Here is a 15,933-nt window from a genome sequence, read left to right on the forward strand (position 1 = left end):
GGGTCCCTTAGAGCTCGATCAGCACGTCACCGACGGCGACGCTGTCGCCCTCGCCGACCTTGACGGCGGAAACGGTGCCGGCGCTCGAGGCACGCACCTCGGTCTCCATCTTCATCGCCTCGAGGATGATCACCACATCCCCCTCGGCGACGCTGTCACCCTCACGCACGTTGACCTTGAAGATATTGCCGGCCAGGGGGGCAGTGATCGTCTCGCCGGGCGACGCTTCGCCCGGCGACGCTTCGCCGCTCGCGGCAGGGGCAGCCGGTGCGGCCTGCTCCTGGATGGCGCCGACCTCGCCGCCTTCGGCGACCTCGACCACGTAGGCCTTGCCGTTGACCTTGACGGTGTAGGTCTCCGGGCCGGAAACCGGCGCCTTGGCCTCTGCCCCGCCCTGCTGTGAAGCGGCCGGCAGCTTAGCACCGGCACCGGGGCTCTCACTGCCTGGTGCCTGAGGAGTCGGTTCGAAGGCGTCGGGGTTATCGCGGTTGGCGAGGAACTTCAGGCCGATCTGGGGGAAGAGCGCATAGGTCAGCACGTCGTCGATCTCGCGCTCGCCTTCGGCCAGGCGGATGCCGTCGGCCCTAGCCTTCTCCTTGAGTTCGGCGGCCAGCCTGTCCATCTCGGGGCTCAGGTTGTCGGCCGGGCGGCAGGTGATCGGCTCGCCTCCCTCCAGGACGCGCGCCTGCAGCTCCTTGTTGAACGGCGCCGGGGCGGCACCATACTCGCCCTTGAGCAGCGCCTGGACCTCCTTGGAGATCGACTTGTAACGCTCCCCCATCATCACGTTCATCACCGCCTGGGTGCCGACGATCTGGGAGGTGGGGGTGACCAGCGGGATGAAGCCCAGGTCCTCGCGCACGCGCGGGATCTCCTGGAGGACGTCGTCGAGCTTGTCGCCGGCCCCCTGCTCCTTGAGCTGCCCCTCCATGTTGGTCAGCATGCCGCCCGGCACCTGGGCGATCAGGATGCGTGAATCGATGCCCTTCAGCGAACCCTCGAAGGCGGCGTACTTCTTGCGCACCTCGCGGAAGTAAGCGGCGATCTCCTCGAGCAGTTCGAGGTCCAGGCCGGTGTCACGCTCGCTGCCCTGGAGAATGGCCACCACGGACTCGGTGGGGCTGTGACCATAGGTCATGGACATCGAGGAGATGGCGGTATCGACGTTGTCGATGCCCGCCTCGGCGGCCTTGATGGCGGTAGCGGTGGACATGCCGGTGGTGGCATGACACTGCATGTGGATGGGAAGATCCACGGCCTTCTTGAGCCTGGAGACCAGCTCATAGGCATCGTAGGGCTTGAGTAGCCCCGCCATGTCCTTGATGCAGAGCGAGTCGGCCCCCATGTCGGCGATGGTCTTGCCGAGCTCCACCCAGCCATCCAGGGTGTGCACCGGGCTCACGGTGTAGGAGAGCGTGCCCTGGGCATGACCCTCGACCTTGCGCACCGCCTGAATGGCACGCTCCAGGTTGCGCGGATCGTTCATGGCATCGAAGACCCGGAAGACATCGACGCCATTGGTCCTGGCGCGCTCGACGAAGCGATCCACCACATCGTCGGCGTAATGGCGATAGCCAAGCAGGTTCTGGCCACGCAGCAGCATCTGCTGGGGAGTATTGGGCATGGCGGCCTTCAACGCCCGTATCCGCTCCCACGGATCCTCGCCGAGGTAGCGGATACAGGCGTCGAAGGTGGCCCCGCCCCAGGATTCCAGCGACCAGAAGCCGACACGGTCGAGCTTCTCGGCGATGGGAAGCATGTCATCCAGACGCATGCGGGTAGCAAACAGCGACTGGTGGGCGTCGCGCAGGACGACATCGGTAATGCCCAGCGGGCGAGCGTTGTCAGTCATGGGGAGACCTTGGAGTTGTGGTTGGTGGTGGTAGGAAAGACACCGGAGAAGGAGGGGTCAGCGACGGTGGCGGCGGCGATAGCGATGCACCGCGGCAGAAATCGCCACCATGACATCATCGTCCTGACTCGCCTGAGAGGCTGCACGGCCACGTGTCGGCGACACCGCCGGCGTCACGGGCTCGGGGAAGAAGCGACCGATAAACTTCGACATCAGGGTGGTCACAATGACTAGCAAGGTAAGAAAAACAAAAACAAAGCCCATGCCCAGGGCCATGAGGGAAAGTCCCTCCTCCAGAAGCTGCATGTCCTGCATTGGGCGCCTCCCGTATGAATCGTTCGCCACCACCGGCGCGGTTACGCCATGCTGGGTGGCTTGCGTAGAATCTGCAATGCTATAACCTGCCAGATTGTCGACAAATTGCAATGGGGTCATGGTGGAAGTCAGCGTTGTTAATTTACTACAAGATACTCCCGGACGTCTCGGCCTGGCCCCCATGGAGGGCGTCATCGATGCCCACACCCGGGCCCTGCTGACTCAGCAGCCGGGCTTCGACTGGGTGGTCACCGAGTTTGTGCGCGTGGTCGATACCCGCCTGCCGCCACGGGTCTTCTACAAGCACTGCCCCGAACTGCAGCACTCCCCCCGGACGACCCCCTCAGGCGTACCGGTCCAGCTGCAGCTGCTTGGCTCCGACCCCAAGGCCCTGGCCGCCAACGCCGTCCAGGCACTGCGCCTCGGCGCCATTGGCATCGATCTCAACTTCGGCTGTCCAGCCAAGCTCGTCAATCGTCATGATGGTGGCGCCTCGCTGCTGCGCGACCCGCGGCGCGTGCATGCCGCGGTTGCCGCCGTCCACGAAGCGGTCGGCCACCGCATCCCGGTGACCGCCAAGATTCGCCTGGGATACGCCGACCGCCGCCTGGCACTGGACTGCGGGCGCGCCGCCCAGGCCGGCGGCGCTCGGCACCTGGTGGTGCACGGCCGCACCCGTGAAGAGGGCTATCGCCCACCGGCCCATTGGGAGTGGATCGGCCGCATACGACGCGACCTTTCCATCCCGGTGATCGCCAATGGCGATATCTGGACTCTCGAGGACTACTGGAAGGCGCGTACGCTCTCCGGCTGTCGACATGTCATGCTTGGACGTGGCGCCCTGGCCGACCCCTGGCTGGCGGCCCGCATTCGCCACTGGCATCTCACCGGTGAGCGGCTGGCAGCCACGCCCTGGGCGGCGCGGGCAGAGATCCTGCACGAGTTCGCCACCCTCAAGCGCAAGACCCTTCCCGAACGCATCGTGGCCTCGCTGATCAAGCAGTGGCTCAATCATATGCGCCGGGCAGACGCCGAGGCGGCTCGCCGCTTCCAGCGAGTCAAGCGGCTTACCCTGCTCGACGAGCTACTGGCGGGCCTGCAGGCAGACAGTGCGCAGTCAGCCAGTCCTCCTCCGAGCCTGGCAGGCGCGGCGGCGGGGTAAGCTGACGCCACTGCAGGATAGACAGACACTATTCTCAGGAAAGAACGGCATTAACCGAGGAAAGAAAGGTACTATCGCAGTAAAGAAAGGCACTATCGCAGGAAAGAAAGACACTAGGGCAGGAAAGAAAGACACTAGGGCATGAAAGAAAGACACTGGGGCAGGCAAAAAAAGAGGCGCACGTCGCAATGGCGACGGCGCCTCAAACGATCGCGGAACCGGTGCCCACGCTGGGTACGACCGGTCCGGCTAGCGAGAAAACATCACGAACAAAACAGAAGACCCGCCCTGCGAGAGGACGGGTCGGTATCTGGCGCGCCCGGGAGGATTCGAACCTCCGACCACCTGATTCGTAGTCAGGTACTCTATCCAGCTGAGCTACGGGCGCTTAGTGCGGTGTTGTCACGGTGACCGCCATCACCTGCTGCGTGTAAAGCTGGCGCGCCCGGGAGGATTCGAACCTCCGACCACCTGATTCGTAGTCAGGTACTCTATCCAGCTGAGCTACGGGCGCTGATGCTTCACGGTATCGTTATGGCGGAGAGGGAGGGATTCGAACCCTCGAAGAGGCTATAAACCCCTTACTCCCTTAGCAGGGGAGCGCCTTCAGCCACTCGGCCACCTCTCCCTAACGACACGGCGCATATCTTACCGTTTCCGAAGGGGTTTGTCCAGCACCCCGGCGGTTTTTTTATTAACCGCCCCTGCGCACTACACGTCGTGGTCAGAACCTTCCTCGTCGCTCCTCTCACGCTGAATGCGCTGGTAGATCTCTTCGCGATGGACTGCCACATCCTTCGGTGCATTCACACCGATACGGACCTGGTTACCCTTCACGCCCAACACCGTCACGGTGATGTCATCACCGATCATCAGGGTCTCGCCGACACGGCGGGTCAGGATGAGCATGGCTGATCTCCTTCTCAGACTTGTTCTCTGGCTGGCAACGGGGTGCTGGCCGACGGCATCACGCCGTCTCAGTATGTGGCAGAACGCCTTCCATGACCAACACGGCGGCCCATGAAACACCAGGCCCCCGTTGAAGGGAAGCCCCACCGAGAGATGCAGCGGACCTCCCTACCAGCGTAGAAGGGAATCTGCCCCCGAGGGGTCGGCTTATTCCTCGTTCTCGATATCGGCCTTGTCAAGGCCGAAGGCCTTGTGCAGGGCGCGGACGGCGAGCTCCATCTGCTTCTCGTCGATCACCACGGAGATCTTGATCTCGGAGGTCGAGACCATGCGGATATTGATGCTCTCCTCGGCAAGCACGCGGAACATCTTGGAAGCCACACCGGCATGCGAGCGCATGCCGACACCCACCAGCGAGACCTTGGCGATATTGTCGTCGCTCTTGACCTCACCCTCGCCCAGGTCGGGCAGCACCTGCTCATTGAGGATCTTGAGGGTCTGCTTGTAGTCCCCCTTGGCCACGGTAAAGGTGAAGTCGGTGTAGTCGCCAGCCGGAGCCACGTTCTGCACGATCATGTCGACTTCGATATTGGCGCCGGCGATGGGCCCGAGAATGCGCGACGCCACACCCGGCACGTCCGGGGTATTGAGCAGCGTCAGCTTGGCCTCGTTGGCAGTGAAGGCGATACCGGAGATCAGTGGTTCTTCCATGGAGTCCTCTTCTTGGTCGGAGTCTGCAACGATCAGGGTGCCGGGGCCATCCTGGAAACTGGACAGCACGCGCAGCGGAACATTGTACTTGCCGGCGAATTCGACGGCGCGAATCTGCAGCACCTTGGAGCCGAGGCTGGCCAGCTCCAGCATCTCCTCGACGGTGATGCGCTCGAGACGCTGGGCCTTGCTGCAGACGCGGGGGTCGGTGGTGTAGACACCGTCGACATCGGTATAGATCTGGCACTCATCGGCCTTCAGCGCCGCGGCCAGGGCCACACCGGTGGTGTCGGAGCCGCCACGACCGAGAGTGGTGATATTGCCCTCCTCGTCGACGCCCTGGAAGCCCGCCACCACGACCACCTGGCCATCATCCAGGTCGGCCTGCAGCTCATCGGTCTCGATGCGCTGGATCCGCGCCTTGGTGTGGGCGCTGTCGGTCTGGATGCCCACCTGGGAGCCGGTATAGGAGGTCGCCGGCACCCCCAGCTTGTGCAGGGCCATGGCCAGCAGCGAGATGGTGACCTGCTCACCGGTGGAGACCAGCATGTCCATCTCTCGCGGAGTGGGCTCGTCATTGATCTCGTTGGCCATGCCGATCAGGCGATTGGTCTCGCCACTCATCGCCGACACCACCACCACGACCTGGTGGCCGTTGTCACGGAAGCCCTTGACCTTCTCGGCCACGGCCTTGATGCGCTCCACGGAGCCCACCGAGGTACCGCCGAATTTCTGTACGTATAGTGCCATCTGCAATTTTCCCTCGTGCGTCGGGCGCGAGCGCCCGGGTGAGTGAAAGGTGACTCCTTGCGAACAGGGCCGGCGCCTCACGGCAACCGGCCCTGTCAGATCCTATTTCAGGCGCTCTTCGACCCAGGCGGCGACACCCTCCAGGGCCCCCGGCAGGGCGGCGACGTCGCTGCCGCCCGCCTGGGCCATATCGGCTCGCCCACCGCCCTTGCCGCCCACCTGGCCGGCCACGTGATTGACCAACTCGCCGGCCTTGATGCGACCGGTGAGGTCGTCGGTGACCCCGGCGATCAGGCTCACCTTGCCGGCAGCCTCATCGCCCACTCCCAGCACGATGATGCCGGAGCCGAGCTTGTTCTTGAGCTGGTCGAGCATGCCACGCAGCTCCTTGCCGGAGACGCCCTCGAGGGACCGGGCCAGGACCTTGACCCCGGCCACCTCGCTCGCCTCGGCAATCAGGTCGCTGCCGGCGGCGCTGGCCAGCTTGGCCTTGAGTCGCTCGAGCTCCTTCTCCAGGCCACGATTGCGCTCCACCAGTGACGCCACGCGCTCCTCGACCTGCTCGGGCTTGGCCTTGAGCCGTTCGCCGATGCGGTTGAGCCGGGCCTCCTGCTCATGGAACCAGGACAGCGCCCCTTCGCCGGTGATCGCCTCGATGCGGCGCACGCCGGAGGCAATGCCCTGCTCGCTGACAATATGGAAGCAGCCGATATCGCCGCTGCGCGCCACATGGGTGCCGCCGCACAGCTCGATGGAGAAATCGTCGGCACCGATGGTCAGCACCCGTACGCTGTCGGCGTACTTGGCCTCGAAGAGCGCCGCTGCTCCCCTGGCCTTGGCCTCGTCAAGGGTCATCTGTTCGACACGGGTCGGGGCATTGGCCAGGATCTGCTCGTTGACCAGACGCTCCACCTCGGCAAGCTGGTCGGCGGTTACCGGCTCGAAATGGCTGAAATCGAAGCGCAGGCGCTCTGGAGTGACCAGAGACCCCTTCTGGGCCACATGATCGCCCAGCACCATACGCAGCGCCTTGTGCATCAGGTGGGTGGCGGAGTGGTTTCGTACCGTGGCGGTGCGCAGGCCGGCATCCACCACCGGGCGCACCCTGTCTCCCAGGGCCAGCGCGCCCTCGAGCAGCACGCCGTGGTGCAGGTGGTGGTCGCCCTGCTTCTGGGTATCCTCCACCAGGAAGCGACCACCGCCGTCGAGATGCAGATAGCCGGTATCGCCCACCTGGCCGCCGGACTCGCCATAGAAGGGAGTACGATCCAGCACCACCACCGCCTTGTGCTCCGGGGTGAGCCGCTCCAGGGCATTGCCCTCGCGGTCGGCCAGCGCGCTGACGGTGGCGTGATCCTCGAGACGCTCGTAACCGGTAAAGGCGGTCTCGCCCTCCAGCTCCAGGGTGCCGCCATAGTCGGCGCCGAACTGGCTGGCCGCTCGGGCACGCTCGCGCTGGGCCGTAAGCGCTCGTTCGAAACCGACCTCATCGAGGGTCACGCCACGCTCGCGACAGACATCGGCGGTCAGGTCGTAGGGGAAGCCATAGGTGTCATACAGCTTGAAAACCGTCTCGCCGGGCAGCACCTCACCGTCGAGACCGGCCAGCGCCTCCTCGAGCAGGCCCATGCCATGTTCCAGGGTGCGGGCGAACTGCTCCTCCTCCTTGAGCAGCACCCGCTCGATCTGGGGGCGCGCCTCACGCAGCTCGGGATAGGCCTCGCCCATCTCGGCATCCAGTGAGCCCACCAGCTGGTGGAAGAAGTTACCCTGGGCGCCCAGCTTGTGGCCGTGGCGGATGGCGCGCCGAATGATACGTCGCAGCACATAGCCCCGCCCCTCATTGGAGGGCAGCACGCCGTCGGCGATCAGGAAGGCGCAGGAGCGGATATGATCGGCGATTACCCGCAGCGAGGGGTTGCGGGTATCCGCATGTCCGGTATGTTGCGCCGCCGCTGCCAGCAGGTTCTGAAACAGGTCGATCTCGTAGTTGGAGTGCACTCCCTGCATCACCGCGGCGATGCGTTCCAGCCCCATGCCGGTATCGATGGAGGGCTTGGGCAGCGGGTGCATGTTGCCCTCGGCATCGCGGTCGAACTGCATGAACACCAGGTTCCAGATCTCGATATAGCGATCGCCATCCTCCTCGGGGCTACCGGGAGGGCCACCCCACACCTCGGGACCGTGATCGAAGAAGATCTCGGAGCTCGGCCCACAGGGACCGGTGTCACCCATCTGCCAGAAGTTGTCTTCGTCGAGCCTGGAGAAGCGCTCGGGGTCGATCCCGACCTCCTCCTTCCAGATGCGCTCGGCCTCGTCATCGCTGACGTGCACCGTGACCCACAGCTTCTCCTTCGGCAGCCCCAGAGTCTCGGTCAGGAACTCCCAGGCGAAGCGGATGGCATCACGCTTGAAGTAGTCGCCGAAGCTGAAGTTACCCAGCATCTCGAAGAAGGTGTGATGGCGAGCGGTATAGCCGACGTTATCGAGATCGTTGTGCTTGCCCCCGGCACGCACGCAGCGCTGGGAGGATGTCGCACGCACATAGGGGCGCGGATCGCGACCCAGGAAGACGTCCTTGAAGGGCACCATGCCCGCATTGGTGAACAGCAGGGTCGGGTCGTTGCCGGGAACCAGAGAGCTGGAAGGCACGACGCTGTGGCCGTGCGCCTCGAAGTAACTCAGAAAGGCCTGTCTGATGTCTGCGCTTTTCATGGGGTATCCGTGGCGATGAACGGGAGGACCCGGCGGGCGACGCTGGCTCGAGACGGGCACCGCGACGTGCCTGAGCAGGCCACATCGCACTACCACGGGATGCCACCCGGGGCGTTCGCAAAGGGAGTCATTATAGCGCAGTCGTCAAGGGACTGAAGGGGCAGCCGCGTCGGCGGCGAAGGAACGAGTGCACAGCGAGCCTGAGCTAGGCATCGTCAGGGTCAGCACTCCAGGCGTGGGTCAGGGCGTGGCGCACCTGGTCGAAGTCGAAGCCGCGTCCCGCCAGAAAGCGCTCGCGGCGGGCGCGCTCCCGGGGGGAGTCACCGGGACCGGGGAAGCGCCGCGAGAGTGTCTCACAGGCCAGGGCCTGCCAGTCCACCTCACCCGACGCGAAGGCCTCTCGCACCTCCTCCGGGTCGAGGCCACGACGCTCCATCTCCAGACGGATCTTCACGGGCCCCTGCCCGCGGAAGAGGCGCGAGCGCAGGAAGCCCTCGGCGAAACGGGTATCCGACTGCAACCCCTGCGCGACAAGCTCGTCGAGACACTCGCCGATGTCTGCCTGCGCATGCCCCTTGGCCGCCAACCGCTCTGCCAACTCGGCGCGAGAGTATTCGCGGCGAGCCAGCAGGCGGAGCGCATCGTCTCGGGGCGTGGAGTCACCTGCGCTGCGCTCGAACATGGCTTACAGCCGATCGCTGCCCTGATCGCCATCGGCTGGCAAGGCGACCTCATTGCCCTCCTCCTTGGCGGGCTCTGCCGTGGCAAGCAGCTGAGCACGAATCTGGCTCTCGATCTCCTCCATCACCGCCGGATTATCCTCGAGGAACTGGGCGGCATTGGCCTTGCCCTGGCCAATCTTGTTGCCCTGGTAGCTGTACCAGGCACCGGCCTTGTCGACCAGCTTGCACTGCACGCCGAGATCGACCACCTCTCCGGCATGGTAGATCCCCTTGCCATAGAGGATCTGAAACTCGGCCTGGCGGAACGGGGGCGCCACCTTGTTCTTGACCACCTTGACCCGGGTCTCGTTGCCGGTCACCTCGTCGCCCTGCTTGACCGAGCCGGTACGCCGGATATCCAGACGCACACTGGAGTAGAACTTGAGCGCATTGCCGCCGGTGGTGGTCTCGGGGCTACCGAACATCACGCCGATCTTCATGCGGATCTGGTTGATGAACACCACCATGCAGTTGGCGTTCTTGATATTCCCGGTGATCTTGCGCAGCGCCTGGGACATCAGGCGCGCCTGCAGACCGACATGGGAGTCGCCCATCTCGCCCTCGATCTCGGCGCGCGGGGTCAGCGCCGCCACCGAGTCGATGATGATCACGTCGACACCACCGGAGCGCACCAGCATGTCGCAGATTTCAAGGGCCTGCTCGCCGGTATCGGGCTGGGAAACCAGCAGGTCATCCAGATTGACGCCCAGCTTTTCGGCATAGCTGGGGTCCAGGGCATGCTCGGCGTCGATAAAGGCGCAGGTCTTGCCCTGCTTCTGTGCCTGGGCGATCACCGAGAGCGTCAGGGTGGTCTTGCCCGAGGATTCCGGGCCGAAGATCTCGACAACCCGACCCAGCGGCAGACCGCCGATGCCGAGGGCGATATCCAGCCCCAGCGAACCGGTAGAGACCGAGGGCATCACCACCCGCGGCGCATCGCCCAGGCGCATCACGGTCCCCTTGCCGAACTGGCGGTCGATCTGGGATAGGGCGGCGTCCAGCGCCTTGGAGCGATTGTCTTCCTGAGCCATCACGGATCTCCTCAATCTGGGTCTCTTCATACTGTATGACTGAACAGTATTATGGGGAAAAATGGCGCGCTCGGCCAGCGAAAGTTTTCCAGGGCGCCCATGGACTCAGCGCTCCTCAAGGCGTTGCACCACGCCGACCAGCGCCTCGCGCACCGCCTGCTCGCGAACAGCTCGGCGATCGCCAGGATAGCGGTAGCATTCGGCCTCGGCCCCCTTGCCATCGCCCCAGGCCAGCCATACGGTACCTACCGGCTTGTCGGCGCTGCCACCGCCCGGCCCGGCCACGCCACTGACCGCCACGCCGAGATCGGCACCGCTGTCACGGCAGGCCCCCATCACCATCGCTTCCACCGTCTCACGGCTCACGGCACCGTGCTGGTCGAGCAGCGCCTCGGGCACCCCGAGAAGACGGACCTTGGCGGCATTGGAGTAGGTCACATAGCCGGTCTCGAAGTAGTCGGAGCTGCCGGCGACCGAGGTGACCACGCTGGCCACGCCACCACCGGTGCAGGACTCCGCACAGGTGAGGGTGACCCCCTTTTCGCGACACAGTCGGCCCAGGCGCTCGGCCAGGGTAGCGAGGTCGAGATTGGCAAGGCTCGCGGCTGAGTGGGACATGCTGAAGACTCCTGCTCGGTGGATCGAAGGCAAGCCTGACGAGGCGAGACCATCTGCGTAGAATACTGCCTTTGCCGCGGGGTTGCAGGCACCGCCACCCTGTGTGCGTCTCTGCCGACCGCTCAACGAGACCATCGACAAGACCTTCTACAAGATCAGGAGCCCAGCAATCGCCATGTCCCAGGCCAGCACCCAGCATACGCCGATGATGGCCCAGTACCTGAAGATCAAGCGCGAGCATCCCGAGGTGCTGCTCTTCTATCGCATGGGTGACTTCTACGAGCTATTCTTCGACGATGCCAGGCGCGCCGCGGCACTGCTCGACATTACCCTGACCCAACGCGGCCAGTCTGCCGGCCAGCCGATTCCCATGGCCGGGATCCCCTACCATAGCGCCGAGGGCTACCTGGCGCGCCTGGTGGCCGCCGGCGAATCGGTGGCGATCTGTGAGCAGATCGGCGACCCCGCCACCAGCAAGGGGCCGGTAGAGCGGCGCGTGGTACGCATTGTCACCCCCGGCACCCTGTATGACGAGGCGCTGCTCGATGCTCGTCGCGACAACCTGCTGGTGGCTGTGCATGCCCCCGCCGAGCGTATCGGCCTGGCCTGGCTGGAGCTCTCCAGTGGACGCTTCAGCGTGCTGGAGGTGGAGGGTGAGAGCGAACTGCTCGCCGAGCTCCAGCGCCTCGACCCGGCCGAGCTGCTGGTGGCCGAGGGTCTGAATCTGCCGCCGGCCCTGGAGGGGCGTCGGGGGCTGCGTCGCCAGAGCGACTGGCTGTTCGACCCGGAGAGCGCGACCCGTCTGCTCTGCGACCAGTTCGGCGTCCAGGATCTGCGTGGCTTCGGCTGCGCGCACCTCTCCGCGGCCATCACCGCCGCCGGCGTGCTGGTGGAGTACGCCCGGGATACCCAGCGCTCGCGCTTGCCCCATGTCACCGCCATCGGCGTGGAGAGCCGCGACGACGCCGTGGTCATCGACGCCGCCAGCCGTCGCAATCTGGAGATCGACACCAACCTCGCCGGCAGCGGCGACAACACCCTGGCGAGCGTGCTCGACACCACCGCCACCGCCATGGGATCACGCCTGCTCAAGCGCTGGCTCAACCGTCCACTGCGTGACCGCGAGCGTGTCCAGGCTCGCCAGTCCGCCGTGACGCTGCTGCTGGAGGCGGATGGCTTCGTGGCACTCGGCGACTCGCTCAAGGCGATCGGCGATGTGGAGCGCATCCTGGCCCGGGTGGCCCTCTTCAGCGCCCGCCCGCGTGATCTGGCCCGGCTACGTGACGCCTTCAATGCCCTGCCCGACCTCGAGGCCCGGCTCGCCGACTTTCCCGGGGGCTCCACCCTGGACGAGCTGAAGCACCATATTCGCCCCTACCCCGAGCTCGCCGACACCCTGAATCGCGCCCTGGTGGAGAACCCCCCGGTGGTGATCCGCGACGGCGGGGTGATCGCCGAAGGCTTCGATGCCGAGCTCGACGAGCACCGCGGCCTCGCCGAACACGCCGGCGATTACCTGGTGAGACTGGAGACCCGGGAGCGCGAACGCACCGGCCTGCCCGGCCTCAAGGTCGGCTACAACCGAGTGCACGGCTATTTCATCGAGATCCCCAGGGCACAAGCCAAGGATGCCCCGGCGGACTATATCCGTCGTCAGACCCTGAAGAATGCCGAGCGCTTTATCATCCCCGAGCTCAAGGAGTTCGAGGACAAGGCCCTGTCGGCGAAGTCCCGCGCCCTGGCACGCGAGAAGCTGCTCTACGAGGGGCTGCTAGAGACCCTGAACAGCGAACTCGACGCCCTTCAGGCCAGCGCCCGGGCCCTGGCGACGCTTGATGTGCTGTGCGCCTTCGCCGAGCGCGCCCATGCGCTGGAATTCGTGCGCCCACACCTTGCCGAGGCCCCGGGCATCACCATTCATGGCGGCCGTCACCCGGTGGTGGAGCGGGTCAGCGACGCTCCCTTCGTACCCAATGACCTGATCATGGAAGAGGGTCGCCGCATGCTGGTGATCACCGGCCCCAACATGGGCGGCAAGTCGACCTATATGCGCCAGGCCGCGCTGATCGTGCTGCTCGCCCACACCGGCAGTTTCGTGCCTGCCAGCGCGGCCGACATCGGCCCGGTGGATCGCATTTTCACCCGCATCGGTTCATCGGACGACCTGGCCGGCGGCCGCTCCACCTTTATGGTGGAGATGACCGAAACCGCCAGCATCCTGCACAACGCCACCGATCACAGCCTGGTGCTGATGGATGAGATCGGCCGCGGCACCAGCACCTTCGACGGCCTCTCCCTGGCCTGGGCCAGCGCCGAGCACCTGACCCGAACCCGTGCCTTTACACTGTTCGCCACTCACTATTTCGAGATGACCGCCCTGGCCGAGCAGGCCGAGGGGGTGGCCAACGTGCACCTGACCGCGGCGGAACACAAGGATGGCATCGTCTTCATGCACCGGGTTGAGGAAGGCCCCGCCAGTCAGAGCTACGGCCTGCAGGTGGCTCAGCTGGCCGGTGTCCCCCAGGGGGTGATCGCCCGGGCCCGAGAGAAGCTTGCCCAGCTCGAGCAGCAGGAGGTCGACCAGGGCAGTCGGGCCCGACTGGCTGGCACAGACGATGCTCAGACACCGCTGCAGAGCGACCTCTTCGCCAGCCCGCCACACCCGATGGTGGAAGAGCTCGACGGGCTTGCCCTCGATGACCTGACGCCACGCCAGGCGCTCGAGATGCTCTACCGCTGGCGCGAGATACGATGAGGCCATTGCCGATGCTGACGGCACTATCGCTCGAGGGGGCGCCACCTCCGGGTCGGCCAGGCCTTTGCTTGCGACGGTCAGGCAGCGGCGACTAGAATGGACGAATCCCCGGACTCCTTAGAATAAGAGGCCTGGTTTTTATTACTTTTTAATATTTACATAGGTCGGGACCCGCCACGACAGCGCGAGCCAGGCCATGAGGGAGGAAAAAGCGGCATGACATTCGTCGTCACCGAGAACTGCATCAAGTGCAAATACACAGACTGCGTCGAAGTATGTCCCGTGGACTGCTTCTACGAGGGCCCCAACTTCCTGGTGATCCACCCCGACGAGTGCATCGACTGCGCCCTGTGCGAGCCGGAGTGTCCCGCCGAGGCGATCTTCTCGGAGGATGAGCTACCCGAGGGTCAGGAGGCGTTCATCGAGCTCAATGCCGAGCTTGCCGAGGTATGGCCCAATATCAGCGAGAAGCAGGACCCGCTGCCCGACGCCGAGGAGTGGGATGGCAAGCCGGGCAAGCTGGAGCAGCTGGAACGCTGAACCGCACTCGCTTACTGCCGCGGCTTCAGTCGGCAGGAAGCGATCAGCGAGGCACCAGATACAGCAGCGCCGACCGCCACAAGGCGGTCGGCGCTGCTGTATCTATCCGGTGAGTGGCGAGACAACGATAACGCCACGCAAGAAAAAAGGCGGCCCAGGGGCCGCCCGCTCCAAGCCATTCCATGAGCGACTCCTTCCGCTCAGACTCCCGTGATGACATCCCTGCCCGGAAACAGCATCCTGCCGTACCGGGCGCATCACCTGACTACATCCCATTGCATCCTGCCGAGGCGACATCCCGTGGGCCCCTGTGCTGCGTGGCTGATTGTCTCAGAATTGCGCCACGGCACAATCTGACATAAACGACGACATATCTAACGCCGGCACGCTCGACCGGCATGCAGACAGGAAACTTATCTTTTTATTTTCAACAAGATAAAACAAAGGCCGGCACCCTGGGTGCCGGCCTTCTCATTCAAATGGCGTCAATCACGACGCCACCTTGTCAGCAATCTCCTACACGCCACTACTGGCCCTTGATGGCCGACAGCCCCGGGTAGGTCGCCCCTTCGCCCAGCTCACTCTCGATGACCAGCAGTCGGTTGTACTTGGCGACACGATCGGAGCGACACAGCGAGCCGGTCTTGATCTGGCCGGCGCAGGTACCCACGGCCAGGTCGGCGATGGTGGTGTCCTCGGTCTCGCCGCTGCGATGGGAGATCACCGCGGTGAAACCGGCATCCTGGGCCATGCGAATGGCATCCAGGGTCTCGGAGAGGGAGCCGATCTGGTTGAACTTGATCAGGATGGAGTTGCCAATCTTCTCGTCGATACCACGCTTGAGGATGCGGGTATTGGTCACGAAGAGATCATCCCCCACCAGCTGCACCCGGTCGCCGAGCCTGTCGGTCAGCGCCTTCCAGCCGTCCCAGTCGGACTCATCCATGCCATCCTCGATGGAGACGATGGGATACTCATCGCAAAGGCCGGCCAGGTAATCGGCGAAGCCCGCGGCATCATACTGCTTGCCCTCGCCGGAGAGGTCGTACTGGCCATCCTTGAAGAATTCGGAGGAGGCGCAGTCCAGCGCCAGGGTCACATCGCTGCCGAGCTTGTAGCCGGCGTCTTCCACCGCCTGCTTGATCACCGCCAGGGCCTCGGCGTTGGAGGCGAGGTTGGGTGCAAAACCGCCCTCGTCACCTACCGAGGTGGACAAGCCACGCGACGAAAGCACCTTTTTCAGGGCATGGAAGATCTCGGCACCCATGCGCAGACCTTCACGGAAGCTCGCGGCCCCCACCGGCTGCACCATGAACTCCTGGATGTCGACGTTATTGTCGGCATGCTCTCCACCATTGAGGATATTCATCATCGGCACCGGCATGGAGTATCGGCCCGGCTGACCATAGAGCTCGGCGATATGGGCATAGAGCGGCACACCCTTGGCGTTGGCTGCCGCCCTGGCGGCGGCCAGCGATACGGCCAGGATGGCGTTGGCGCCAAGCTTGGCCTTGTTGTCGGTGTCATCGAGCGCCAGCATGGCGTCATCGAGGCCACGCTGATCACGCGCATCCATGCCGACTAGCCTGGCACGAATGTCGCCATTGACGGCGTCGACAGCCTTCAGCACGCCCTTGCCGAGGTAACGGGCCTTGTCGCCGTCGCGCAGCTCGAGGGCCTCGCGGGAGCCGGTAGAGGCACCGCTGGGAGCACAGGCCACGCCCACGGCACCGCTCTCCAGGCGCACTTCGGCCTGGACGGTGGGGTTGCCGCGGGAGTCGAGCACCTCAAGGGCACGAATATCGACGATCTTGGTCATGCGAATCTTCCTCAGTCGTGTCAGCGTTGGAGTG

Annotated in this window: 12 protein-coding genes and 3 tRNA genes; 3 read left to right on the forward strand and 12 right to left on the reverse strand. The window is 64.7% G+C overall.

Annotated elements, in window-relative coordinates; genetic code table 11:
* Positions 1–7: 7 nt before the first annotated feature.
* Positions 8–1,852, reverse strand: a complete 1,845-nt coding sequence (oadA, locus tag E0702_RS08275; protein ID WP_132042732.1) for a sodium-extruding oxaloacetate decarboxylase subunit alpha — start codon at positions 1,850–1,852, stop codon at positions 8–10.
* A gap of 57 nt (positions 1,853–1,909) precedes the next feature.
* Positions 1,910–2,167 (reverse strand): OadG family protein, encoded by a 258-nt coding sequence (locus E0702_RS08280; protein ID WP_132042734.1) that lies wholly within the window; start codon positions 2,165–2,167, stop codon positions 1,910–1,912.
* A 181-nt stretch (positions 2,168–2,348) separates the two neighbouring features.
* Between E0702_RS08280 and E0702_RS08285 the strand changes: the two genes are divergently transcribed.
* Positions 2,349–3,329: a tRNA dihydrouridine synthase gene (locus E0702_RS08285; protein ID WP_132042917.1), complete on the forward strand. Its 981-nt coding sequence runs from the start codon at positions 2,349–2,351 to the stop codon at positions 3,327–3,329.
* A gap of 311 nt (positions 3,330–3,640) precedes the next feature.
* Here the strand turns inward: E0702_RS08285 and E0702_RS08290 are convergent.
* From E0702_RS08290 to E0702_RS08330, 9 genes are all read right to left on the reverse strand, one after another.
* A tRNA-Arg gene (locus E0702_RS08290) sits at positions 3,641–3,717 on the reverse strand.
* Positions 3,718–3,766: 49 nt separating this feature from the next.
* Positions 3,767–3,843: transfer RNA gene (locus tag E0702_RS08295), tRNA-Arg, on the reverse strand.
* 21 nt (positions 3,844–3,864) lie between these two features.
* Positions 3,865–3,957 (reverse strand) — tRNA-Ser (locus tag E0702_RS08300).
* A gap of 83 nt (positions 3,958–4,040) precedes the next feature.
* Positions 4,041–4,238 carry a carbon storage regulator CsrA gene (gene csrA, locus E0702_RS08305; RefSeq protein WP_132042736.1) on the reverse strand — a complete coding sequence of 66 codons (198 nt, stop codon included), beginning with the start codon at positions 4,236–4,238 and terminating at the stop codon, positions 4,041–4,043.
* Positions 4,239–4,445: 207 nt separating this feature from the next.
* Entirely contained in the window at positions 4,446–5,699 is a 1,254-nt protein-coding gene (locus E0702_RS08310) for an aspartate kinase (RefSeq protein ID WP_132042738.1), read from the reverse strand.
* Between the two features lie 102 nt (positions 5,700–5,801).
* On the reverse strand, positions 5,802–8,414 hold the full coding sequence (alaS, locus tag E0702_RS08315; RefSeq protein WP_132042740.1) for an alanine--tRNA ligase: 2,613 nt from the start codon (positions 8,412–8,414) through the stop codon (positions 5,802–5,804).
* Between the two features lie 205 nt (positions 8,415–8,619).
* Entirely contained in the window at positions 8,620–9,096 is a 477-nt protein-coding gene (locus tag E0702_RS08320) for a regulatory protein RecX (protein WP_132042742.1), read from the reverse strand.
* 3 nt (positions 9,097–9,099) lie between these two features.
* Complete coding sequence (gene recA / locus E0702_RS08325; protein WP_132042744.1) at positions 9,100–10,167, reverse strand: recombinase RecA; 1,068 nt, start codon at positions 10,165–10,167, stop codon at positions 9,100–9,102.
* A 105-nt stretch (positions 10,168–10,272) separates the two neighbouring features.
* Positions 10,273–10,785, reverse strand: coding sequence for a CinA family protein (locus tag E0702_RS08330; protein WP_132042746.1), 513 nt, complete (start codon positions 10,783–10,785; stop codon positions 10,273–10,275).
* A gap of 175 nt (positions 10,786–10,960) precedes the next feature.
* Here E0702_RS08330 and mutS point away from each other — a divergent pair, with 175 nt between their 5' ends.
* The gene (mutS, locus tag E0702_RS08335; RefSeq protein ID WP_132042747.1) at positions 10,961–13,540 is read left to right on the forward strand and encodes a DNA mismatch repair protein MutS; all 2,580 of its coding nucleotides are present in this window, start codon (positions 10,961–10,963) and stop codon (positions 13,538–13,540) included.
* Positions 13,541–13,756: 216 nt separating this feature from the next.
* A complete protein-coding gene (gene fdxA / locus E0702_RS08340; protein WP_132042749.1) occupies positions 13,757–14,080 on the forward strand; it encodes a ferredoxin FdxA in 324 nt (107 codons plus the stop codon).
* Between the two features lie 526 nt (positions 14,081–14,606).
* Here the strand turns inward: fdxA and eno are convergent.
* Entirely contained in the window at positions 14,607–15,899 is a 1,293-nt protein-coding gene (gene eno, locus E0702_RS08345; protein WP_132042751.1) for a phosphopyruvate hydratase, read from the reverse strand.
* Positions 15,900–15,933 lie beyond the last annotated feature (34 nt).

The organism is Halomonas marinisediminis (assembly GCF_004347715.1).
Lineage (GTDB): Bacteria > Pseudomonadota > Gammaproteobacteria > Pseudomonadales > Halomonadaceae > Halomonas > Halomonas icarae.

Coding starts and splice junctions, on each gene's coding strand:
- fdxA (WP_132042749.1), top strand. CDS start 13,757: ATGACATTCGTCGTCACCGAGAACTGCATCAAGTGCAAATACACAGAC.
- mutS (WP_132042747.1), top strand. CDS start 10,961: ATGTCCCAGGCCAGCACCCAGCATACGCCGATGATGGCCCAGTACCTG.
- E0702_RS08285 (WP_132042917.1), top strand. CDS start 2,349: ATGGAGGGCGTCATCGATGCCCACACCCGGGCCCTGCTGACTCAGCAG.
- E0702_RS08320 (WP_132042742.1), bottom strand. CDS start 9,096: ATGTTCGAGCGCAGCGCAGGTGACTCCACGCCCCGAGACGATGCGCTC.
- E0702_RS08330 (WP_132042746.1), bottom strand. CDS start 10,785: ATGTCCCACTCAGCCGCGAGCCTTGCCAATCTCGACCTCGCTACCCTG.
- eno (WP_132042751.1), bottom strand. CDS start 15,899: ATGACCAAGATCGTCGATATTCGTGCCCTTGAGGTGCTCGACTCCCGC.
- recA (WP_132042744.1), bottom strand. CDS start 10,167: ATGGCTCAGGAAGACAATCGCTCCAAGGCGCTGGACGCCGCCCTATCC.
- alaS (WP_132042740.1), bottom strand. CDS start 8,414: ATGAAAAGCGCAGACATCAGACAGGCCTTTCTGAGTTACTTCGAGGCG.
- E0702_RS08280 (WP_132042734.1), bottom strand. CDS start 2,167: ATGCAGGACATGCAGCTTCTGGAGGAGGGACTTTCCCTCATGGCCCTG.
- E0702_RS08310 (WP_132042738.1), bottom strand. CDS start 5,699: ATGGCACTATACGTACAGAAATTCGGCGGTACCTCGGTGGGCTCCGTG.
- csrA (WP_132042736.1), bottom strand. CDS start 4,238: ATGCTCATCCTGACCCGCCGTGTCGGCGAGACCCTGATGATCGGTGAT.
- oadA (WP_132042732.1), bottom strand. CDS start 1,852: ATGACTGACAACGCTCGCCCGCTGGGCATTACCGATGTCGTCCTGCGC.